Below are 24140 nucleotides of genomic sequence, written 5' to 3'. Positions count from 1 at the left end.
ATGATTCTCTGATTTTTCGATTCATGACTCGGTGGAAAGGTGGTGATGGAAGCATTCCAGAAGGAATTTCCAGATATTTCGATGATCCTCGAGATGGACCGCGAGAATGCTCCATACGGAGAAAAAAGCGGAGATGAGATTCGCGCGCTGACGAAAAAGGGAGTAGAAAAACTTTTCGATAAATGAGCTGATGTGGTGATTATTGCTTGCAATACAGCGAGTGTCCACGCACTTCGCTGGCTTCAAAGAGAGGTTTTCCCAGGGAGACATATCCTCGGAGTGATGATACCAGGATCTGAGAAGATTCTCGAACTGGGACACAAGAAAGTGGGAGTTCTCGCGACAGAAGCGACTGTGCGTATTCGTGGCTACAAAGAGCGTGTTCATATCACAGACAATACCATCCATATCGAAGAAATCGCAGCACCAGGGCTTGTTCCGTTGATAGAGCAGGGGATTATTGAGTGAGAAGAGATTGATTTTCTGCTTCATGAATATTTGAAGCATTTTTCTCCGGATATTGAGTCACTCGTGCTCGGATGTACGCACTATCCTCTCCTCGAGGACTCAGTACATCGAGCGTGGCAAAATGTCCACAATAATAAGCCCCCAGTCATTATTGATCCAGGGGTGGAGTCAGCGAAGAAGTTTAGAGGGTGGATGGAGAGGAAGGGGTTATTATAATTGAAAATTCTGTAAATATTTCATTAATTCTTTATATGAAACCTTTTCTTCTGTCTTATGAGAGTCTTCTGAGTGTTTTTGGATTTTATAAAATTTTCCATGAGCAAGCCATCGATTCAAAAATATTTCTTTCTCTTTATTGGTAAATATGAGTGCCCCATTGACGACATAAGGGATAAGCCATCCTTCATCTATATACTTCATAATGAGTTCATTGATACGGAAAGGTTTCCGTGAATCTTGTCAAAGATAGGAACGGATTCTATCGAGCTTTGATGATGCTATACGTTTATCAAATGCTCGATATAATCCACGAAACGTATCGAATTTTGAAGCACGCATTCTTAGCTCAGTAATGCCTTTTCCTTTAAAATATCCATCTTCATTCTTTTTCCAGTTATACGCTTCTCGAGTCAGAACTTGTAGTTCACTTCAAAGGGCATTGATTTCTCCACCATATTCCAAGAATCAAGAAACAGAAAAATTGTTAAGATTCGGGTTTGTAGTAGCATTAGATACATTCTTTGCATCGAGAGGAAGTTTCTGACTTTGTCACTTTGTGAAAATGTTTTGGATTTGCTGTTCGGAAAAAAATGTACGGTTTGTGGTAATGTATCAAAAATTTGGCATAGCTTGCTTAACTCACTTTACAATCTGAACCGTTTCATTGAGAGAATCTCATGAGGAATCTTCTTGTATTAGACTCATCCCTACAAGATCCCGGATACTATCTGCATTGGTGTAGTCTTCATTTTCTGCAAGTTTTTGGAGGATACTGAGAAGTGTTTTAGCTCGCCAGTAGAGTGTGAATTTCTTACCATTCTTTTGCAAAGGATATTCATAGAGTATGGTACCATCATCTTCCTTTTGAGTAATCATTTCTTTGTTTACCGTTATTCACATTCTTTTGAAGACAGGGATCATATTTTCTGGTTTTACTGCTTCCTGGGCTTTATTGATGAGGTTTTCGATTTCTTCAAGGTTTCCCCACGCAAAAAATGCTTGAAGAATACGTGCAGCATTTTCTCTTCGTCGTCCATAGTGAGAATGTTTTTCATTACTCATTACATCGGCGATTTTCTTTGCGAGTTTTTCTATGGTATCACATGACATCAATTCTTGATATATTCCATTTTCTTCTCAATATACGAGAGGAATCCATTTGAGTATTTTTCGATATATTTGAGTATAATGTTCCTGTATATTTGAGTCATCACATCAGGCAATATTCTGGATGAGTGCTTGTCGGATATATTTTGTATATGTTTGTCTTTTCTTGTTGTTTGGTATTTGAGCGAGAGAGTATCCACTAGAATCCAAAAGTGATGGTTGTTTCGAACAAAAAGCAAGAAATTCTTGATTCTTGAGGAGAGAATCAATGGCTGTTCGTATTTTTGGTCCACTATCAGCCTTTCTATCTCGTATAAGAAATATTCTACTTATCTGTACACTCTCATCCTGACCAATACTATATATACCGCGTGAATCTAGTCTGACGTATTTATGTACCTTTCTTTGTAGATCTGGCCAACATGTAGGGTGATCTTGAAAGAAACTCTTCAAACTTTCCTTGATGGTTCCATGAAAATATTGGTCACAAGCTTTCATAATACTTTCCTGGTCTTCCAGCATGAGAATAGACTCTGATATTTTTGCCACCTTCTCAATATATTCTTGAGGAGATCGTTTTCTTGCTGTATCAAGGGCTTGTTGGACTCAGGTAGTCAAAAAGAGATCATTTCTAAGATAGATTGCAATTCGTGCACTCTTTCATATAGTTGTGGATAATGTAAATCCAATAGTCATATGTACTGTATCTACTGAAAAAATAAAGTTGGGCAAGCGGTAGCGAAGCTCTGTGAGTACCAAAACATCCCGTATGAGATGATCGACGATAGTGATGCTGTTACTTCTTTCGAGAAGTATGATGTCATCATCCCATCGCCAGGAATTCCTGGGATGCACCGAATCTATGCGACAGGCAAGATTCTTGCGGAGCTTGATTTTGCTTATCAGTTTCTCCCGAAGAAGTTCGAGATTGTCTCGATCACGGGAACTGATGGGAAATCTACCACTTCGTGGATTGCTTACAATATACTCCAAAAGGAATTTTTTGGCAAGAAAAGCGTGTATCTTTCCGGGAATTTCGATATCCCTTTTTCAGCAACCGTTCGAGAAATTCTCGAGTCAGGAGAAAAAAAAGGAATTATCGTCGTCGAAATGTCGAGCTTTATGACCTACGCCATACGAACATTCCAGTCTACGTATACAATATTCACGAATCTGAAGTCCGATCATCTGAACTGGCATCGCGACCTCCAGGAATATATCGATGCGAAGATGAATCTCGTGAAACATACTGTGAAAAAATCCATTCTCAATGCACAGATTCTCGAATTTGCTCGTGAAAAATGACTCAATGTTGAGCTTCCAGAAAATGTGAGGATATTTGCCCCTGTCATTGCGAGGAATGAAGCAATCCAGGAAACAATAGGGAATCATAATTTTTTTGCTGGATCGCCACACTCCGTTCGCGATGACAATACACAAGACAGAACTAATGGAGAGGATATCATCATCTCCGGACGAAAAAAATATATACTTTCTGAGACCCACTTCACTGGATTCCATAATGCGATGAATCTCCTCTCGGTAGGGCTTCTCGCGAATGAGATGAGAATCTGCTCGAAGCGGATGAAGATGTATTTTTCCGAGATTACAGGACTCTCACATCGACTCGAGAAAATCGGAGAAAAAAATGGAATTATTTTTGTCGAAGATTCGAAGTCTACTTCGAGTCAGAGTCTCGAGGCGGCACTTGGTTCATACGGCGAAACGAAAAATCTTCTTCTCATTGTCGGTGGTTCAGATAAGTGAGATTCTTTCGGACATCTTGCTCCGAAGTTCCATGAGCGAGTCAAAGCAATGGCTTGTATCGGTGCTACGAAAGAGCAATTTATCCATATTGCTGAGCAAGAAAATATTCCGTATATTGCGACGGATTCCATGCTAGATGCCGTGAATTGGCTCTATGCTTGATGAGAGAAAAATGATGTACTTATGATATCTCCAGGATGCGCGAGTTTTGGACTTTTTCGGGATTATCTGGATCGTGCGAATCAATTCCGAGAGGCTATAAAATACCTCCCATAATTTGGGAGGTTTTCTTTAGTTTGTGCCAGTTCCTGTCGTTCACGATGCAGTTGTAGTTGAGGTCTTTATGGAATTATCATTGATCTCGAAGAGTGCGAACCAGCTCTGTCCAGCATAGCTTGCAAGTATTTGTGAGAGTTTTTCAGGATCTTGGGAAGCATTATAGGAAGCAATTGTTTGCTTGAGATCCTCGAGGCTTTCACTGAGTGTTCCACTTCCATTGAGTTTCTCGACGATGAGTTGATGACAATTATAGAGCTTCTGATTTCGCGGAAGAGTTGTACCAGAGTGATACGATTCATAGTTTGTTCCCGCAATATTGATAAAATCTATGTCATCTTGGAGTCGCCCATCTTTGTACTCATCCAGCGCGAGTTCGAGACATGTATTATCTGTGCTTATGAGCTTCAGATTTTTTGCTCGCATAGTGAGAAGGAGGCGTTCAAAACGATTCGTAAGATCGTGTCGAGGATCCTTATCTATTGTTGCTGCATTGAGATCTACGAGGAGATATTTGAGCCCCATTTTTCTCATACGTTCCACGGTTTCCTCTGGATTGGGAGTATAGATATAATTGCTAAATCCACTGACGAGACTGTCGTCGAAATAACGTTTTCTATTGTTATCAATCAAATATGTCATGAAAGTTCCGATGCGATAGATTCCTCAAGTATTGGATTCAGTATTGCTTGGATAGAGAATTTTCGGATAGATAAAATTTCCGATTGTTTTCGCATCTTTCTTGAGTGCTGTATTATTTTGCGTTCGAAGTTTCAGGATAATCTGATGTACATCAGATATATTCATTTTATCTTCATTTTCTTCGAAAAGCTTCTTCAGATTATCTGAAATAGCAAGGTCTTTTATTTGTCTGATAACACTCTGTGGAGAATGTAGGTTCATGGTTGCGATAGGATCCGCATAGTCTGAACGGTAAGCGAAAATCGCTTCATCCTGTGAGAGAATATTGTACTTGTATTCATTGTAATATGCAGATCGAAGATTATTCCATCCGTGTGGGAATGTAGACCGAAGAAAATACACTCCAATAAGAATAAAGAATATGACAGCAAGTGTGACTTTCACACTGATGAGATCTTCATCTTTTTCTTCTTCTGATGTGTAGTCATTGAAGAGTGTCGCTCCGAGTCCGATGATGGCAAAGAATCCGAAATATACCACGATACCATACCATACGATTCCGAATGCGCTGATCATGAAAATAAATCCATAAATTCCCATGAACATCAATATCTCTTTGAGTTTATTATTGGTGTCTGTTTTTTCGAGTGAATAATGAACGACAACGAGATACAAAAGATTCATAGCTATCATAATAGCATAACCCACTCCATTTCGGAGCTCGATATTATTGAAAAATCCAGTGATAGAATCGCGAGTTCCGGGTATGAAATAATACAGCGTCATCAAAAGAAGAATCCCAAGAGAAAGTATTCCGAAGATTCCCTTTCTCGAGCGTACGAAAAGCAATACGGCAGGAACGAGCGCGAGAAATATATAGGTAATCTCTGTGAATTCGCCACTTTGGTTTTTCTGGAATGTGAGGTTTGCTGGAAGTTTCAGATAATTATTGATACCGCTATCGTATCAGAAATATCTTCCGAAATCTTCATTCTGTGTTTGTCCACTGGATGTTACTGCACTTGAGAGACTATCTTGTATTTTCTGGAATTCCTCTTTGGTATAGAATTGTTTGTAGTCATATTGTGTCGTTCATCCAGAACCATTTAGGAGAGCATCGATGCTTGTAGTTCTTGCTTCAGTATAGTTCTTGATGACCCATGGCGCTAGACTGATTCCAAATCCCAGAATAAATAAGAGACTAGCGATAATCCAAGATTGGAAAATCTGGATTCCTTGTTTTTGCTTTTCGAGAATTCACCAAATAATCCCAAGAACTCCGAGAATTCCTGATACAATAGTGATTCCTTGTATAAGTGTATGATCACTTGGCATAGTGACATTGAGCTTTGCCCAGAGATTCCCTCCAGTGAATACAGAAATGAAAATAAAGAAAAATCCAAGATAACCACCGATCGAGAGAAAGCGATAGGCAATGAGTCCAAGCGCGCCGAGGAAGAGCATGAGTGTCGTGACTTTGACTCAGAAGGCAAAGCCCGTGAGAATTCCTGCGAGAAAAATAATAGAGAAAGTTCGTTTTTTTGTATCAGAACTTTTCCAGAGAGAAAAAAGAACAGTAAAGGCACTTACGCTAAAAAACATAAGTGCTGGATCGAGTTTCATATCTTTCGCCTGTTGGAATACTGTCATCGGCATGACATAGAAAACCGCCGCAAGAAGAACAGGAAGCGAGAGAAGTGATTTTTTATTTTTTTCTTCGAAAATATAGGAAAGACTCGAAATAATCGCAATAACTGCAAGAATACCACCGAGTTGGTTGATATAGAAAGCCTGAGCTGCAGTATATGAAAAGAGAAAACCAGTTCCTGTGACGAGTTGCCATACATAGAATCCTGCGCCCTTGAGAATCTCACCAGAAGTTGCCATGAGTTTTGGGAAATTCATATAGACTCCGAGATCATCCCATCCGATCGGCATCGGACGAAGCACATTGATGAGTGATACCGAGAGGATAAAAGTGAGAAAAAATACAGCAAATTCAATGGATAAAAGCTTGAGATTTATGGCTTCGATAAATGAACCATTGATATTATGATTCGGGAGAACTATTTCTCGCGTTCGAATATCTCGATATGTTTCGACAAATCCAGGAATACCAACAACTCCAGTGATAGCAAGTGTCACGAGAAGTATAGTAAGTGTGAATCCAAAAGCCCAAGCTAAGAGAAGCAGTAAGGTACTAAAAACGAAGAAGCCAATACTGATTTCTGCAGGCACGCGAATACACATATCTTCATTTTTCCATTCCAGTGGTAAGAGATTCATGAGAGAGAATCCGACACTTCTCGCGAGAATCGCGAGAAAGAGAGGATAAATCAGGAGAGAAAGAATATGAAAAAATAGCACAAGACTCGAAGGAGTGGCTCCGTTCAGAAATGGACTTTTGAGCACTTCAGTCAAGGATGAATAAAAACCACAGACTATCAGGAGATGAAGAAGTATTCCTCCAAGAATAGTGAAAAATCCAATCTTCAGCTCTTTCTTCGGTACAATAAAAACAGTATATGCTTTGTAACATGCATAAAGAATCCCAATTACTGCCAAATAGCCCCAGAAGTCACTTGCGCTCTCTATATGATTGATGCTACTGTAATTGGTGGAATAATATGTGATCACAATATACATAGCCCAGGAGACAAGTCCGATACCTGCGAGAATAAGCTGAATCATAAAAGAAAAGGTAATGAGTATATTATTAGAGCATTCCACTACGAACCTTCCGAACAGTAGAGAGAAATTCTTTGATATGGGAAGTATTTACGATGAAAAATATAGTCAAACTTCACAATAAAGCAAATCCTATAGAAGGAGCATATTGTAGCCTACCTGTAAGTCCGAATGTTATATCTCGTCCATCTTCCAGGAGAACAAAGGCAATCATAAAGAAAATAATAGCTCATATGTTCTGGAGAAAGAATCTCCAATTGAATCATACTGTATATTCATGAATAGCACGATAACTCAAGAACCACATCAGTATCCATGATATTCCGACAGAAAATGATGCTGCTGCGGATCCGTTTGGGAACGGAATATATCCATACTTGTATCCGAGAATACAGATGAGGTTGACTGATATATTCAATAAAAGCGTCCAAATAAGAATCTCAATACGCTTTCGAACGAATCCAAGTCCTCCAAGTATCTGAAAATTGATCTGCACCAGTATATTGAATATGAGAAAAGGCGCGACAAAATACAGTGCTATTCCAGATCCAAGAAACGTTTCACCAAAAAGAAATGCAGCAATTTCTTCACTAGAAACAAAAAATAACCCAGCCATCCATGCTATAATCACCGATGCGTATGTCGAAAATGTAGAATAAATAGTTTTGATTTTCGCTTTTTCTCCGCGTCCACCGATTTCTGATATGACAGGAAAAAGAAAAGAAATAAGTGGACTCAAGAATATAAAAGGAATCCCGACCAGTGAGAGATATATAGCATAAATTCCTGCATCATAAACACCAAGAAAATAGGTGAGAAATTGCATATCAACCTGATGAAGCAGTGTTCCGACGTTCGCAGAAAAAAGCGTTCAGAGAGAATATTTTATGATTTCTTTTCGCAGAAGTGTATCTTTCTGAAGCGGAATCGTGAGATGTTGTCGATAGTACGAAATATAAAAGATAATGCTTCAGAAAATAAGTCCGATATAAAGACCAATAATCCATGTCCATGAATAACTATAGATATTCCCACTTCCTGAAAACAAGAGGATACTGGCTCCAATCATTGTGACAAACATTCGGAAGAACTCAATCATTTTCATTATTTTTGTGTTCTGTATGGCATTGAGGAAAGTCGTTATGACTTGTATCAGGTGAATTCCGATAAAATACAGCGTCAATATCTGGATGACTCCTTGGGCTTGTTCTGTGTGGAAATAATGCCCTGCAATCCATGATGATCAAAAAAATAACCCCAAACTCACGAGAGTACTCGTAATAATCTGTACTGATAGGGTAAAAAGAAGCAGATACTTCGTTCGAGCATAGTCATTCTTGATGATATATTTCGGGAGAAAATAATTCAAGCTCTCTGTGAGTCAAAAATCAGTATATGTTCCGAGAAGACTCAGAAGTGATATGGTTCCATAAATAATCCCAATCTCACTCGGATTCAAATCTCCTGTCAGAATAATACGTATAACATATCCCAGTGGCGCAGTCAGAAAAACAAAAAGATACAACCAAGCACCTTTTGTAATAAATTTTCGTGAGAGCGATTCTTCTTTGAGAAGCATAAATATAACTAGAGATTATAGGTTCCAGGTTTTTCGTCAGAGAAAAGTACTCCATCTTTGAATGTAATAACTCGTTTTTGCATTTTGTCGACGAGTCTATCATCGTGTGTTGCAATGATTACTGTTTTTCCTTCTTCATTCAGTTGCTTGAGAAGTGTTATGATTTCTTCTGCATTTTTCGGATCGAGATTTCCCGTCGGCTCATCACCGATAATAATATCTGGATTGTGGATGAGTGCACGCGCAATCGCAGTTCGTTGGAGTTCTCCTCCTGAGAGTGATTCGATGAATTTATCTTTTTTCTGAAGGAGTCCAACCTGAGAAAGAACTTCAGGAACGCGCTTTTGAATCGTATTGTCATCATATCCACAAACTTCCATAGCAAAAGCGACATTCTCTCGCACGGTTTTTTTCTGGAGTAATTTGAAATCTTGAAAGATGACGCCGATGCTTCTGCGATAGGTGAGAAGTTCACGATTTTTGAGACTTTTGAGATTTTTTCATACATCAGTGAATATATCTCATTGGTTGGGAGAAATAACACCGATAATAGATCGGATAAAACTCGTTTTTCCGCTTCCAGACGTTCCAATGAGGAAGACAAATTCCCCAGGCTCTATCGAAAGTGAAATATCTCTCAGGATAGTTCGTTCGCCATAGGAGATGAGGATATTTTCGAATCGCATAATATAAAGCAAAGATTAACGTGCCAAAATGGAGAGTATAATTTTTCTTTCTACTGTTTTGAGGTTTCCATCGATGAGTTTGATTTTGAGTGTGTGATTCCCAACAGAAAAACCAGAAGTACTGACGGGAACGACGAATACATCACCTGCTGTTGCATTTTGTATTGTTTTATCATCGAGTGTTATAGAGATTTCTCGTGATTCTGTACCCACTGTGACACTGAATCGGAGATTGAAGCTATCTCCAGCATAGAGGCTGATTCGACTATCACTATTTCTCGGATTTGTTGTATTGATCTGTGGATCAATATTTGTATTTGTTTGAGAAGATGAAGTATTAGAATTTCCTATCTTTATTGTTCTTGATTCTGTATATTTGTACCCAAAATTATCCACCAATTCTACCGTAAACGTATTATCTCCATTGGTGAGATTCATGCTTGTTCTCTCTGTACTATTTGCTTTTCCTCCTGTTCCATAATCCACATCTGAGAGAATCTCGCTTCCAGATCTGAGTGTGAAATGTCTAATCGCTCGATTTCCAATCCATGATGCTTCGAGAATTTTCTTTCCTTCATTTTCGAGTCCACTATTTACTCACACTGTTTGGAGTGATATAGAAATATCTCCAGGACCACTTGGTCGTTCGCAAGGAGTTGTTGATAGTTCGATTTTTCCACTTTCGGAATAGGTTCATGCAGCCGTGAAAAATCCAGCAGTCCAAGCAGGATCATACCCGTCAATAATAGGTTTTGTACTCGGTATATACATCGTGGCGATTGATGCTTCTGGCGTATTTTCCGATACAGGGCCATTACAGAGTGTGTCAATACGCTCTTCTTTCATTCCACCATCATACTCTTTCATTTCGACTGCCATGATGGTCGAAATTTTCTGAGAATCAGGTGTGGTACTCGTTGCGAGTTTACCACTGGCTTTAGTGATGGTATATTTATAGATTCCACTTGGTTCTTTCCAGTCTTCTTTCGGGAGATCTTTGAGTGCAAATTCCATGAATCATTTCCAGATATTTGCCGCACAATTGAGTCCATCACAGGTTCATTTTGTCTCTTTTCCATTCACATTTCCCGCCCAAACAACCGTTGTTATCTGCGGAGTATAACCGATAGTCCAGAGATCACGAGGAAGGATTTTGTCTTTTGTGATTTCTTTATTCGAAGTTCCTGTTTTGGCAGCGACGACTCTTCCTGGAATCGTGAGTGCATTTCTCCAGAAAGCTGATTCTGGTCGAGCATCATTATCAGAGAGGATTTTCGTGATGATGTAGGAAGCGGCAGGAGAAAATACTTCTTTCTCAATAGGTTTTTTGACTTCTTCGATGATATCACCATTCGAATCTTCGATTCGTTCTATAGTGTAGATATCTCGTTTGATTCCGAGATTGGCAAAAACACTATATGCCTGAAGCATATCAATAGGACGAACTTCCCCAGCACCAATCGCAAGCGGTGCCCCATATCCGAAATTCTCTTTCAGTGTACCAATACCAATACTCTTTGCGAATTTTATGATTTCTTCTTCTCCACCAGCAAGATAGAACATTTTGATTGCGGGAATATTTCGTGAATAGGCAAGGGCATTCTTGAGCATCATGATACCCATGAAAGTATTATCATAGTTATTCGGTTTGTATTTTGCTCAGAAGCTTGTTTCTACGTCAGCAACAGGGCTTTCAGGTCCAATCGGATTCTTCGAAATCGCGAGAGAATAGACAATTGGTTTGAAGGATGATCCTGGTTGGCGAGATGCAAGCACCATATTATTATTTCCGCCATTATCCTCATCATTGTAATCGGGTCATCAGACCATTGTGAGGAGTTTCCCTGTTTTATTGTCCATGCTCACGAGGGCAGCACTCGATGCGCCATACTGTTTCTTATTTATTTCTACCTGTTTCTTGAGGAGTTCTTCGGCTTTGTCTTGGAGTTTGGAATCAAGTGTTGTATAGACCTTGAGTCCGCTTGTGACATCGATATCTTTTCCATATTTTGCTTCGAGATATTCCTTGATGTACATGACAAAATACGGATATTTTATATCACTGAGATTTCGTTGGAATTCGAATTCGAGTCCATCGTAGATGATTTTTTTGAATGTCAATCCATCAATCATTCATTCATCGAACATTCGACCAGCAACAAAATCCTTTCGCCCGATAATATATTCGAGTGAATATTTCTCTGTGCTACCAGAATCCGATGAGATGGTATCAGTGATAATGATATCACCAAAAAATCCGAGAAGATCATCGTGGCTAATATTGATACAACCAATACTATTTGGTTTATAGAGAGAATTTCGTGTATAAGCTTCCTTAATACCACAAATCGAGACGTTATCTCATTTTCCTTCTATCGTTATTCCACTGAGATAGGATTTAAAAGGAGTATAGAATTTTTTGTATTCATCTCTTTTTTCCCATGTGTCCAAAAGAGTTATCTGGTTCGGATCAGAAGCTGGATAAATATATACTTTTCCCATGAGACGATCACGATGATTGTATGGAGAATAATATGTTGGTCACTTCGGCAGAGAGGCGAGGATGGTCGCCCCGAGTGGACCAATGTCTTTCGCACTTTTTCCGAAATAGGTTCTCGATGCTTCTTCGATTCCGTTTGCATTCGAACCGAAAGAAAACGCATTCAAGTACATTTCGAGAATTTTTTCTTTCGAATATTGCTCATTCAGTCTATAGGAAAGATATGCTTCCTGAATCTTTCTTTTTATGGATCTTTCTTGGGTGAGAAGTGTATTACGTATGAGTTGTTGCGAAATAGTCGAAGTTCCACTTACTTTATCTGTTCGTCCGAGAATATAATTGCCTCCAGCACGAATAATTCCGAGAATATCGACTCATGGATTCGTGAAAAATGTTTTATCTTCTGTAGCTACAATAGCATCCTTTATGTATTGGGAAATTTGATCATATTCGATATATGTTCGTTTTCCATTTTTATAGAGCGTGTAGATGGGTTGTTTATCTTTATCATAGATAATGGTACTCTCACGAAAATAATCCCCGCGCGCGAGCGATTCGATAGAGGGTATATTTCGGAGAAACATCATCCAGAAGATAAATATCCCAATAACGCTGATAATGAGAAATATGCCTATCCATCGAAGAATTTTCATCTTTTTAGAACCGCTTTTTATGTGTTTCTTACGAAAGTTCGGATGTTGTATCATAGAGAAAAATTACAAGAAAAGTATATGAAAATTTTCTAATTTCCAAAATCTTCCCACTGTCATGGTTGAATTGTTGTGTTTGATGTTTGATCTATAGGTGTTTGAATTGTTGTTTTTGGAGGTGTTTGAGTGTTTTTTATTTGCGTGGAAGTCGTTGTTTTCGTTGGAGAAGTTGTTTTTGGATTCCCACTTCCCACAGTAGTCTCACCAGAAGTACTTGTCGGTGGTGGCGCAGGAATATAGTATACCGGAGTTACGAAAGGAAAATAGGATGTTATATCATCTCCGAGAACAATCTCGATTTTTGGACCATCATTGGTCACATACTCATTATGTGGAACAATAATTTGAGGAAGGGATTCTTCGAGATATTTGAGTGCTTGAACAGTTGTAGATTTTGGATTGATTCCCACCTTGACATCTTCGTGCCAATAGATGTTGATATGACTCTGAGAGATACTACCCGTTGCAATAATTGTTGGATTTCGAGTCGAAAGAGGAATTCCGAGTTTCGCGAGTCCCATGGCAATATCTTGAGCTTTTTTGCTATTTGCTTTTGAGCTCACGATTACGACTTCATTTGGGCTTTCTGAGAGATCTGGAAAATGGAATGTCACATCCACAAACCGACGAATATCATCATAATAACTGAGTTTATTCACGCGTGCATTCTCAGGAATCAGAACCGAGGCGCCACCGAAAAGGTCACGACTTGGAGTATAGAGATATGAACCGATATGACATTGTTTTATAGAAATACACACATCGTTCAATGAAAGAATTTTTATACTTTCTGTTTTTACTGATTTGTAGCTATATGCTGTTTCTGCCATTTTCGCGAGACTCATATCGGTATCGATATTTTCCATAACGGCAGAAAATATATCACTGATCTTTGCAGGACTCGTGATTGTATCAGCACCGAATAATTTTTCTTTGATTGCTTTGATGATGAGTTGTTGGCGATTCGATCGATCAAAATCACTCGTAGAATGGCGACTTCGTGCATATTTGAGAGCAAGATCTCCATCCATGAGTTGAAGTCACTTTCGTATTATGAGGGTCTCATAACCCCAGTTATCATCGGGATATTCTCGATCCACGAGATCTTCCGGAACATCGATCATGATTCATCCGAGAATATCGATGATTTTTTTGAATCCAGAAAAATCAATAACGACATAATGATCAATCTGTTGTCCGGTAATCTCAGAAACTTTATCTGCGAGATACTTGACTCCTACCTTATCAGACTTTCCTATAGCATAGAGACTATTGATTTTTCCAGCTCATTTCCCTCCTGGATAAGCAATATAGAGATCTCGTGGAATGGAGAGAAGTGTTACTTTTTTGTCGTCTCCATTGAGCGATGCGAGCATGATAGAATCCGTGAGATCACTTCCATCATGCCCACGTCCGCCAATACCAGCGATCAGAATATTCGTTGTTCCTTCTTTTTTCAGAGAAATAATCGCTTTGTCGATAAGTGGCTGAAATGCTTCAGAACCAAACTTTGAGTTATCTTGGTTGGCCCAATTCATCACGTAGGCAAAGGCAAAAAGCCCAGTAATGAGAAACAGGGAAATCCCGATAATCCACCGAGATATATGTCTTTTTTTTGGAACTTGTGTTTCTTTTTGTTCTTGTTTCTCCTCTTCTTGAGGCTTTTCCTGTATCTTTTTAGGAAGTTTTTTCGTTTTGAATCATGACATGTGCCGATTATAGAAAAAAGTGCTCTTTTTCAAAAAGAAAAACAGACTTTTTTACATTTTTCTCACGACTTAGAAATATATTTCGCAAATATTTTTTTGTTTGGATTTTCTATAATGTTTCCAGAATCAAAAAATGAAGAAGGAAATTTTCTTTCTCCATATGATGCATGATGTGATTTCTTTGTGAAATATATGTGAATAAAATGTCAGAAAATAGATTATAAAATAATAAATAATTTATACGTCAATAAATCTTCTCTGTGATATGCGAAGTTTTCTTTTGACAAAAGCAAAAATCGGACTAAATTCGAGATGTATAGTGAACCAAAAAATACCTTGACTCAACTGCATGATCCTGTCCTCTATGAGGAAGTTCGAGAAATCTACCTTTCTCAGACACAAAAACACATCGTTGTCGATGCTACTACGTGACTCGGGTGACATGCAGGTATGATGGCGAGTGCTCTCGGTTCGGATGATATCTTCATCTGATTCGATCGAGACAATGAGAATCTCTCGCTGGCACGTTCTCATATAGAAAGTCTCGGAACTGTTTGCCAGAGTCACTATATTCATTCTAGTTTTGCTTTTCTTCAGGAAAAACTCGAAGAAAAGGGAATACAGGAAATAGACTTTATCCTCTATGACCTTGGAGTGAGTAGTGTTCATTATGATGTTGCGGATCGAGGTTTCTCTTTTCGATTCGATGGTCCGCTCGATATGCGGTTCGATCGCACTCGTGGGAAAACGGTTACTGACATCCTCATGACACTCGATGCACCAGAATTGGCTCGGATTTTCACTACGTATGGTGAAGAGAAGAAGTCATGGTTCATTGCTCAGGCAATCGTAAAGGCACGAAAAATCGAAACTATCGATACTACCTTCAAACTCTTGAAGATTATCGAAGAATCCAGTTTTGATCAGAAATCGCCGACTCGAGTATTCCAGGCTCTTCGTATCGCTCTGAATGAGGAATTCGAAAATATCGAGTCTTCACTCAAACAAGCACTTGATCTACTCTCAGTTGGCGGGAAAATCCTCGTGATTACTTTCCATTCGCTCGAAGATCGTCTCGTGAAAAACATTTTCGCACCATATCTCGAAGATACGATCAATGAAGTCACGTGACAGATTCAGGTGAAGTCAAAATATAAAAAATATACCAAAAAACCAATCATCCCAACAGAAGCTGAAATAGATCGAAATCCTCGAAGTCGTAGTGCAAAGATGCGAGTTATAGAAAGAATTTACTAAAAGTTCTCAGTTCATAAAATCCAGGTTTCCTATGAATGCAAACGTTCTCGTAGCAAAAAAATGACATATCCCTTTTTTCTCAGAGAGAAAAGCCGCGCGTGAATACTATCGTCTCTCATTCACGCAGACCTATGTTCTTGCTATTGTGATGATTGCACTTCTTGGTATCTACTACGTCTGGATTCTCAATGAGAACGCAACAAAAGGTTACAATATCCGTACGCTTCAGGTTCAGAATCGTGAACTCGCATTCCAGGAAAATCTTCTTGATATTCGTATTGCTGAAGGGCAATCTATGGAAACAATCATGAATTCTCCAGTTATTGCTTCCATGGAAAATGTCGAGCAGCCAACATTTCTCGTGATGAAAAATACAGCAGTATCTATGAATGAATAGGGTAGTATTAGTTATTAGTTATTGGTTATTAGTAGGATAAAACTACTAATTGCAAGTGACTAGTTACTCATTATTCTTCAATGCCCGAAGCACTCAAGCGCCTTATTGACATGATTCACTATCTTCCAGGAATTGGAGAAAAAACCGCGGCAAAGCTCGCGTTTTTTTTGCTGAAGGCGAATAGTGCCTATGTGAAGAATTTTGCAAAAGCACTGAATGATGTTCATGAGAAAGTCCGAGAGTGTGAAATCTGCCATGGGATGACAGATATTGAACATCCTATCTGTAGTATCTGTGCTGATCATAAGCGAGACGAACATATTCTCTGTGTGGTCGAGGATTATCTCGATATGCTCTCGATCGAACGCACGGGCGTCTATCGTGGTCGGTATCATATCCTTGGCGGTGTGGTGTCTCCGATTGCTGGAGTTCTTCCAGATAAGCTCAACTACAAATCCCTATTTGCTCGAATCGGAGAAAGTCCTGAGATGACAGAAGTGATTCTCGCGATGAATCCGAACATAGAAGGGGAGGCGACAGCACTCTATGCTATCGAACATATGCCACGGGATATAAAAATCACCCGCCTCTCGAAGTGACTTCCTCATGCGGGAAGTATCGAATATGCGGATGAGATTACGCTTCTTTCGGCGTTTCGGGGGAGGGGGTAATATATTCTTTATTATGTTCTACGAATCTCGTTATCCAAAAAATGAATTGATGAATCTAGCAAAAGAGATGGAAAAATTCTCTTGAAGATATTTATGTTACTCAAATTGGAATTATCAACTTGAGAGAAATGTTTTTATATGATTTTATTTTATTAGAAAGCTAATTGAATCAAGATATAAAATTACGGACGATTTAAGAGGCTTAAATATTGAAGTTAAATCATTTAAGTTTATATGAAAGAAGAAACTTATGCTACCAATATGAAGTAATGCTGAATATGATTTTGAAAGTCCCAATATTGAGAATCTAGATATTAAAGAAATTACTCATCAATTCGTTCATTCTCAATTATTTTTTGGTATTAAAGAGTGAAGATGATTGAAATATATTTGTGTTGCTTCCGATCGTAAAATTTATGAACGAATTTATCAAATCGATATTTGAGACATCATTAAAATATTTAGATTATTTGGTGAAAATGAAGTTACGAGTACGAGGTCACAATATGATATATCAACTTGAAAAATAATAATCAATAATGGGTAACCGTGTGTTATTAGGTAATTTTATTTGGTATTTAGAAATATGGTTAATGTAGTTTCTCCAAATTACGCCAGGGTATTTTTCACATAGATGAGCTTATATCTGCCTTTTCCTCCATCATTTCGTTCCACAATTTCGAATTTTCCTGTCGAGGCAAGAAGGGGGGTGAGTTTATTGAATCCGAAATTTCGAGGATCAAAGTTCGGTTGTTTTTTCTGGAGAAGTCCACCAACATCACCGAGGAATGCCCATCCATCATCATCGGCAAGATCCGAAATGGTATTCTGAATCAGTTCGATAACCTCTGGCGTGATAGTGTCGAGAAGGGGAGTGAGTTCAGAAAAAGGAATAATTTTTTCTCACTTTTTCCCTTTCTTCTCGGGTGTGATTATTGTAGATTTTTCTGGCTGCTTCTTGAGGATCTCTATATAGATGAACTTGTCACAGGCGACGATAAATGGTTTCGGAGTTTTCTTCTCACCCATTCCGTACACCGCCATTCCTGCTTCACGGAGCCGTGTCGCAAGACGAGTAAAGTCACTATCACTCGATACAAGACAAAATCCATCTACCTTCATGGAGTAGAGAATATCCATGGCATCGATGATCATCGCGGAATCGGTTGCATTTTTCCCTTGGGTATATCCATATTGCTGAATCGGCGTGATGGCGTGTTCAAGGAGGATATCTTTCCACTTCGTGAGTCCAGGACGTGTCCAATCACCATATATACGCTTAATTGTAGGATTCCCATACTTCGCAATCTCTTCCATCATTTCCTTCACATATGCTGATGGGATATTGTCACCGTCGATGAGTATGGCGAGTTTTTTGTCTGTTTCCATGAGTTAGGAGGTGATGATTATTTTCGATGTTTTCTATAAGAGAAGGGTATGGAAAAGATAGGAAAAATCAATAACAAAAAATTCCCCATTCATTTCTGAATAGGGAATTGGATTTTGATTGCGATTAGATGTTGCTGATATCGAGCTTGATACCAGGACCCATAGCGTTACAGACATAGACACTCTTGATGAATGATGCACTTCCCTTGAGACCAGCAGGGCGAGAACCCTTAACAGTCTTCACGAAAAATTCAATATTCTCCTTGAGTTTCTTATTTCCGAATGAGAGTTTTCCTGCAAGAGAATGAACATTTCCCTGCTTGTCGTTCTTGAATTCGAAACGTCCAGCCATAAGTTCCTTTGCGATAGCAATGAGATCGTCACCAACAGTTCCAGCCTTTGGATTTGGCATGAGACCCTTTGGACCGAGAACTTTCGCTACCTTACCCATTTTCTTCATCATTCCTGTTGTTGCGATAGCGATGTCGAATTCCACCTTTCCCTGAAGAACAGAGTCGATGAGATCTTCGTTTCCTGCTACAGTAACACCAAGAGCTTTGAGTTCAGCTTCATTTCCGAGATCAGTGAAGGCACCAATTCGTTTTGTCTTACCAGTTCCGTGAGGAAGTGAGAGAGTAGAACGAACGAGCTGATCAGCTTGACGTGGATCGATTCCGAGATTGAAGTGGAGCTCGATTGTAGGGTCAAACTTTACAGTGTTTGTGCGCTCAAGAAGCTCTACAGCTTCATCTACTGAGTATGCGCGATCTTTTTCGACGAGTGCAACCGCTTGGTTGTACTTCTTTCCGTGAGTTTTTGACATAGTAAAAAACGTGAAAAAATAAATTTGGTCCAACCGTTCTTTCTGAGCTTTCTGACCAGGAAAACCGTAGGAACTCCCACATTTCACGTGATATTTGGACTCGTGGATTATATGTTTATTTTGCAAAAAGCAAATTTTTCTCTATGATATCGCTATGTCAAATACACTTTCCATACATGGACAAGAAGTCCAATCTCTCGATGATATTTACCTTGCAGTAGAATCATATCTTGATGGGCGGTGAGTAGTGCTCTATTCGAGAAATCTGGATGCGCTCTATGACGTGCTCTCTGAAGTGTCACTTGAGAAGATTGTGATTCATGAAAAACGAAAACTTAAACATACACTCGAACAAAATCATGATGAAAGTGACGAAATGAGTGATTATTATCGTTTGCTCAGTGTTTTTTCTGATCTCGATGGGGTTGATATTGTTCTGGAAGATTAGTTATTCGGTAGCTCGAGATATACTCTTCTTTTTCGAGGATTCTTATCAATAGTTTTCCGGTTTTCCCCGAGTCACACATAAAGATATCATGATCTCAGATATGCTTTTTGTGAAGGAATATTCTCTTCATCGATGTCTATAGACATATAAGCATCAGGATAAATATTTCTGTAATAAAAAGTACTTCGGGTAATAAGTGGTGTTGCGAGTCCTTTTCCTCGAGCATTTGGATAGAGACGAATTCATCCTGTATGGATTTTATCACTATTTTTTTCGATCGTTTCAGCAAGTTCGATATTTTCCACTTCCCCAAATTCTGGTGGTTCAGATGGTCTACCGAACCATATTCCTGCGATAGATCCATCTTTTTCCAGAAGACTAAAAACATATCGTCCCGTATCATAATACCAGCTTTCGAATTTTTCTCGACTCGAAAACCGTTTTCTGTCACCTGTATTTATCTTCAATGCCTCATCGGAATCATCGTTTGTATAATCCATGATAGGTTGGATAGCCTTCTGTGGAATGCCAACGTGAAGTGCATATTCTCAGATATTTTCGAGAAAAATCGACTTTCCAAATTCTGGTCTTTCGAGATTAAGAAGGTGGAGATTTGCTTTTTCGAGATCTTCCGTACTTGTGATATCGATGAATGGATATTGAAGAGAAAAGATTTTGAATGAATGATTCTTTGCAAAATTCTGGATTGGCGCAATGAGTTCATATTCACCACGCTCTGATATAGGAATATTTCGTGCATCACGAATAACTTCACTATTTACCTTAAAATAAAGAACACTCGCGAGATTCCCAATATATTCTGTTGGTTTTTCGATAATATCGAGAATATTTCATGATTCGTCAGTATGGAATATTCCGTATTTCTCAGGATGTGCAACTTTTCGCGCGAGAGCACCATATCAATCTGATTGTGCGAGATTGTCGATATCTTTCTGATTAAAAATCTGATCAGATGTCACGATGAAACAATCTCCTGTAATATCAATTCCCCAGAGTGCCGCCCCTGTTCCTGCTGCATCAGCCTGTTCGTGATATCGAATAGGGATTCCATGAAAATTATTTCAGAAATAATTTTCTATGACTTCTTTTTTGTATTTCACAACAATAACAAATTCATCAACATATGGCACAAGATGTTCCAGATTATATTCTAGAAGAGGTTTTCCTTCGACTTGTACCATAACTTTTGGGATAGTATCAGTGATGGGCTTGAGTCGAGTTCATTTCCCAGCAGCGAGTATGATGGCTTTCATATGACAAAAATATTTCAGAAACTTTATTGATTTCATGGTTTTTGTAAAGAAAAATCCACCGATTCTGGTGGATTAGATAGCTGCGTGTGGCAGGATAAATACTGGAATTCAGGAGAGCTCTTTACGTTCCGTGAGAGATTCATTCATGATCATATATCGTTCGACACGGTCATGATATTCAGAGTCGAATGATTTCATTGCTTGAGAAATGGCAGATGAATCTCGACTGACTACTTCAATCGGAGTAACTTTCTTTGTCATCTTGTCTTCGAGGATGAAGGTAACTTCTGATCCTGACTTCTTGCGATAGTAGTATATGTCATGAGAATCGTGGAGCTTGCGTTCGATCTCGAGGTAGATGAAGTTCTCGATTGCCCCCATCTTCATAGCTCCCTGATAGTACATATCAGAGAGGAGAGAACGATATATAGAAAGATCACTGAAGTATATCTTCACATGGCGTGAAGTCTCCGTCTCCATGTCTTGTACCCAAGCTCCAACTGGTTTTATGACATTTTTTTTCAGGAGAATCTCCATGTATTTATTTACTTTCCGTCGTGTGATGCCGAGAAGTTTCGCGAGTTTGTCAGCCTTGAAGCAGTTTCCTGTCTCCATAGCCAGTGCACGAAAGAATTCTATGAATTGTTCATATTCTTTATCGTACATTTCTGATTTCATATCTGTACATATTTCGAAAAAATCAGAAGAGATAGTTTCTGGATTTCCAATATGTCGAGGAAGATGTCCGAGATGGATATATTCATCTTTTGCTGTATTGACCGCATGAATATCAGCTGCCCCATTCATGATCTCCCCCATGTTTATAGGAGCCCCCATGGTTTCGCTATATTCACGGAAACTCACGAATGGGAGTAGAAAATCTTCTACGCGTTCATCATCGATTTTTTGTTCAGCCGTAAAAATAACTCTACAATCAGTCTGATATGATTCTATAAATGTACGAATATAATCAATATCAACTCAATGTTCACTATCTAGAATAATAGTGCTGATAGATTCTTCTTTGACTCAGAGTTTTTCTTGGAGTTCTGTATCGAATGGATCAAGAAAAAGCGTCTCAGAATCACTCAGTGTTCCATCTTCTTTGAGTGTATTGAGGAGATGTGTCTTCCCAACTCCATAATCACCCACAAGAACGATATATTGTTTCTCACTGGTGAGGAGGATTTCCTTGAACTTGTCGATGTAAGTATTTCTTTGGAACATAATAAAAGTCTGCCATGAGTATAGCAGACTTCTTGGAAATGTGCAAATATTTAACCGTTTCTCTAAAATTGTCGGAGAAATCGGATATCTGGATTCTGGAAGTAACGCATATCAGGAATCCCATACTTGATCATCACAAGGCGATTGAGTCCGAAACCGAAGGCAAATCCTGAATAAATCTCTGGGTCAAGTCCTCCTTCGCGGATAACATTCGGATGAATGAGTCCTGCTCCCATGAATTCAATCCAACCTGATTTCTTGCAGATTCGACATCCTTCTCCATCGCAGAATGGACAAGAGAAGTCTACCTCAACTCCTGGTTCTACGAATGGAAAATATCCAGGACGCATACGAATCGTGACTTCTTTTCCGAAAAGATCAGACAGCATGGTTTTGATAGTGAACTTCAGGTGTCCCATTCCAATATTTTTATCTACCACAATTCCTTCTACTTGGTAGAATGTATTCTCGTGAGTGGCATCGACATCTTCATTGCGAAATACACGACCAGGAATAATCACTCGAATTGGTGGTTCCTGGTTCTTGAGAAGAAGATTCTGCATGCAAGAAGTCTGAGTAGCAAGAACATTTCCATCTCATTCGAGCCAGAATGTGTCTTGCATATCACGAGCTGGATGATTCTTGGCAACATTCACCGCATCGAAGTTCAGGTATTCTGTCGTCACTTCGGTTGATTCATAAATATCGAAACCCATACGCCTAAATGTATCCTCAACATCCATGCGAACCTGAGTAATCGGATGAAGACTACCATTTTCTGGAGTGAGGGGAATAGTCATATCTTCCCATTCTTCGCGCAGTTTTGATTCTATTTCTGTACGTTTTATCACATTCTTCCGATTTTCTATGGCTCCTGAGAGGGAATCACGAATCTCGTTCGCACGTTTCCCGACAGTTGCTTTTTCTTCATTGGAGAGGTCTTTGAGTCCTTTGAGGATGACAGTGAGTTCGCCCGTTTTTCCGAGAATCGTATTTTTGTATTCTACAAGAGATTCCTCAGAATCTATCTGAGAAAGGTTATCGATGACACGTTTTTCGAGGGTATTGAGGAGGGAGAGCATAATCTTTCGGGTAATTTATACGTATGAGTGAATATGATTATATTTTGAGTGGCATGATGAGGTGTCGGTAGCTGTATTTTCCATCTTCAGCTGGAACTCATTTGATGACGATAGGGGAGAGTGCAGACTTGTATTCGAAGCTGATATAGTCTTCCTTCATGACCGAGAGGACTTCGAGAAGATATTGTGCATTGATACCGATGATTTCCTCGTGTCATTCGACGGAACCCGTGAGGGAAATGCTCGATGCACCAACTTCCGTGTCTCCCGTAGAGATTTCGACGACGCCTTCATGTTTGGATCGGATTCGAGTATTGTAGTTATTCTCACGTGCTACGAGATTGGCTTGCTTGAGGCTGGTTGTGAGGTCATTTCTGAGAAGTGTTGTTTTTGTGCTATGTTCTTTTGGAAAAAATCCATCGTATTCTGGGAATTTTCCCGAGAGGAGACGAGAAGAGAGTCGGATATTTCCGCGAACCGCGAGGAGTTGATTCTCATGAAAATAGAGTTCTATAGCATTGGATTCACCTTCTTCATTCACGATACGCAAGAGTTCTTGAGCTGTTTTCTTCGGTATGATAACAGGTGTTGCATTATTTCCATTTCCAGCAACACGGAGTTCTGAGAGACGGAAACTATCAGTGGATGCAAAAATGAGAGCATCTTCTGTAGGTTTGAGATAAATACCAGCAAGAACAGGACGAATCGCTCCGTCAGCGGTAGAAAAAAGTGTTTTTTCGATGGCTACTTTGAGATCTTTTGTTTCTATGGTGAGTGGAGAATTCTTGACGAGTGAAGGAATAACTGGGAATTTCTCTGCACTGGCTCCTTTGAATTTTGTATCGCTTCCTTTTGTCGCGAATCGGAGACTTCCACCCTTTTCGAGTTCAACCGTGACTTCATCATCTTGTATAAGAGCAATATAGGACGTGAGAAATTTCGAAGAAATAGTGAATTTGCCTTCTACTTCCACATCAACTCCATCTTCGATAATATATTCAATTGCCATTTCGAGATTATTTCCTGTCACAGTGAGTTTTTTGTATCCCGCTTCGATGAGAATATTCTCAAGAATTGGAGTCAGATTATTGGCTCCAGTTGCATGGCTGGCAGCTTCGATTGCTTTTCGGAATATAAGGGTACCAATACGAAAACGCATTATGATAAATTATAAATTATAAATTATAAATTATAAATGTGAGATTATAATTTATGTTTTAG

General features: G+C 39.1%; 19 protein-coding genes. 7 read left to right on the top strand and 12 right to left on the bottom strand.

Annotated features, from left to right (window positions below):
* Complete coding sequence (gene murI, locus PHY14_01080; protein MDD2693507.1) at positions 1–684, top strand: glutamate racemase; 684 nt, start codon at positions 1–3, stop codon at positions 682–684.
* Here the strand turns inward: murI and PHY14_01075 are convergent.
* Positions 679–2412, bottom strand: coding sequence for a hypothetical protein (locus tag PHY14_01075; protein MDD2693506.1), 1734 nt, complete (start codon positions 2410–2412; stop codon positions 679–681). The two genes, murI and PHY14_01075, sit on opposite strands and share 6 nt — an antisense overlap.
* 78 nt (positions 2413–2490) lie before the next feature.
* On the opposite strand from PHY14_01075, the gene murD reads away from it, so the two are divergent.
* A complete protein-coding gene (murD, locus tag PHY14_01070) occupies positions 2491–3837 on the top strand; it encodes a UDP-N-acetylmuramoyl-L-alanine--D-glutamate ligase (protein ID MDD2693505.1) in 1347 nt (448 codons plus the stop codon).
* A gap of 15 nt (positions 3838–3852) precedes the next feature.
* Here the strand turns inward: murD and PHY14_01065 are convergent, their stop codons facing one another.
* Genes PHY14_01065 through PHY14_01045 form a run of 5 tightly spaced genes read right to left on the bottom strand, consistent with a single transcriptional unit; the run spans position 3853 to position 14351 of the window.
* The gene (locus tag PHY14_01065; GenBank protein ID MDD2693504.1) at positions 3853–7170 is read right to left on the bottom strand and encodes a hypothetical protein; all 3318 of its coding nucleotides are present in this window, start codon (positions 7168–7170) and stop codon (positions 3853–3855) included.
* A 25-nt stretch (positions 7171–7195) separates the two neighbouring features.
* Complete coding sequence (locus PHY14_01060) at positions 7196–8746, bottom strand: oligosaccharide flippase family protein (GenBank protein MDD2693503.1); 1551 nt, start codon at positions 8744–8746, stop codon at positions 7196–7198.
* An 8-nt stretch (positions 8747–8754) separates the two neighbouring features.
* A complete protein-coding gene (locus PHY14_01055; GenBank protein MDD2693502.1) occupies positions 8755–9432 on the bottom strand; it encodes an ATP-binding cassette domain-containing protein in 678 nt (225 codons plus the stop codon).
* A 15-nt stretch (positions 9433–9447) separates the two neighbouring features.
* Complete coding sequence (locus tag PHY14_01050) at positions 9448–12639, bottom strand: transglycosylase domain-containing protein (protein ID MDD2693501.1); 3192 nt, start codon at positions 12637–12639, stop codon at positions 9448–9450.
* A 35-nt stretch (positions 12640–12674) separates the two neighbouring features.
* Positions 12675–14351: an LCP family protein gene (locus PHY14_01045; protein ID MDD2693500.1), complete on the bottom strand. Its 1677-nt coding sequence runs from the start codon at positions 14349–14351 to the stop codon at positions 12675–12677.
* A gap of 336 nt (positions 14352–14687) precedes the next feature.
* Between PHY14_01045 and rsmH the strand changes: the two genes are divergently transcribed.
* From rsmH to PHY14_01025, 4 genes are all read left to right on the top strand, one after another.
* Positions 14688–15608, top strand: a complete 921-nt coding sequence (gene rsmH / locus PHY14_01040; GenBank protein ID MDD2693499.1) for a 16S rRNA (cytosine(1402)-N(4))-methyltransferase RsmH — start codon at positions 14688–14690, stop codon at positions 15606–15608.
* A 31-nt stretch (positions 15609–15639) separates the two neighbouring features.
* Positions 15640–16005, top strand: coding sequence for a hypothetical protein (locus PHY14_01035; protein MDD2693498.1), 366 nt, complete (start codon positions 15640–15642; stop codon positions 16003–16005).
* An 80-nt stretch (positions 16006–16085) separates the two neighbouring features.
* Complete coding sequence (recR, locus tag PHY14_01030) at positions 16086–16676, top strand: recombination mediator RecR (protein ID MDD2693497.1); 591 nt, start codon at positions 16086–16088, stop codon at positions 16674–16676.
* A 13-nt stretch (positions 16677–16689) separates the two neighbouring features.
* Positions 16690–17223, top strand: a complete 534-nt coding sequence (locus PHY14_01025) for a hypothetical protein (protein MDD2693496.1) — start codon at positions 16690–16692, stop codon at positions 17221–17223.
* Between the two features lie 62 nt (positions 17224–17285).
* Here the strand turns inward: PHY14_01025 and PHY14_01020 are convergent, their stop codons facing one another.
* Positions 17286–18065: an NYN domain-containing protein gene (locus PHY14_01020; protein MDD2693495.1), complete on the bottom strand. Its 780-nt coding sequence runs from the start codon at positions 18063–18065 to the stop codon at positions 17286–17288.
* A 124-nt stretch (positions 18066–18189) separates the two neighbouring features.
* The gene (rplA, locus tag PHY14_01015; protein MDD2693494.1) at positions 18190–18888 is read right to left on the bottom strand and encodes a 50S ribosomal protein L1; all 699 of its coding nucleotides are present in this window, start codon (positions 18886–18888) and stop codon (positions 18190–18192) included.
* A 154-nt stretch (positions 18889–19042) separates the two neighbouring features.
* Here rplA and PHY14_01010 point away from each other — a divergent pair, with 154 nt between their 5' ends.
* Positions 19043–19336, top strand: coding sequence for a barstar family protein (locus tag PHY14_01010; GenBank protein ID MDD2693493.1), 294 nt, complete (start codon positions 19043–19045; stop codon positions 19334–19336).
* On the opposite strand, the gene PHY14_01005 is transcribed toward PHY14_01010, so the two are convergent.
* The 4 genes from PHY14_01005 to dnaN form a co-directional block, all read right to left on the bottom strand.
* The gene (locus PHY14_01005; GenBank protein MDD2693492.1) at positions 19333–20610 is read right to left on the bottom strand and encodes a sugar phosphate nucleotidyltransferase; all 1278 of its coding nucleotides are present in this window, start codon (positions 20608–20610) and stop codon (positions 19333–19335) included. The two genes, PHY14_01010 and PHY14_01005, sit on opposite strands and share 4 nt — an antisense overlap.
* Before the next feature lie 72 nt (positions 20611–20682).
* Positions 20683–21837 (bottom strand): DUF4143 domain-containing protein, encoded by a 1155-nt coding sequence (locus PHY14_01000; protein ID MDD2693491.1) that lies wholly within the window; start codon positions 21835–21837, stop codon positions 20683–20685.
* A gap of 62 nt (positions 21838–21899) precedes the next feature.
* The gene (pheS, locus tag PHY14_00995) at positions 21900–22919 is read right to left on the bottom strand and encodes a phenylalanine--tRNA ligase subunit alpha (GenBank protein ID MDD2693490.1); all 1020 of its coding nucleotides are present in this window, start codon (positions 22917–22919) and stop codon (positions 21900–21902) included.
* A 37-nt stretch (positions 22920–22956) separates the two neighbouring features.
* Positions 22957–24078: a DNA polymerase III subunit beta gene (gene dnaN, locus PHY14_00990; GenBank protein ID MDD2693489.1), complete on the bottom strand. Its 1122-nt coding sequence runs from the start codon at positions 24076–24078 to the stop codon at positions 22957–22959.
* Positions 24079–24140: the final 62 nt, after the last annotated feature.

The sequence above is a fragment of the Candidatus Gracilibacteria bacterium genome (assembly GCA_028687475.1).
Classification (GTDB): domain Bacteria; phylum Patescibacteriota; class Gracilibacteria; order BD1-5; family UBA2023; genus STC-74.
The sequence above is the reverse complement of the archived record's forward strand: the minus strand, read 5'-3'. Positions and strand labels throughout refer to the sequence as shown.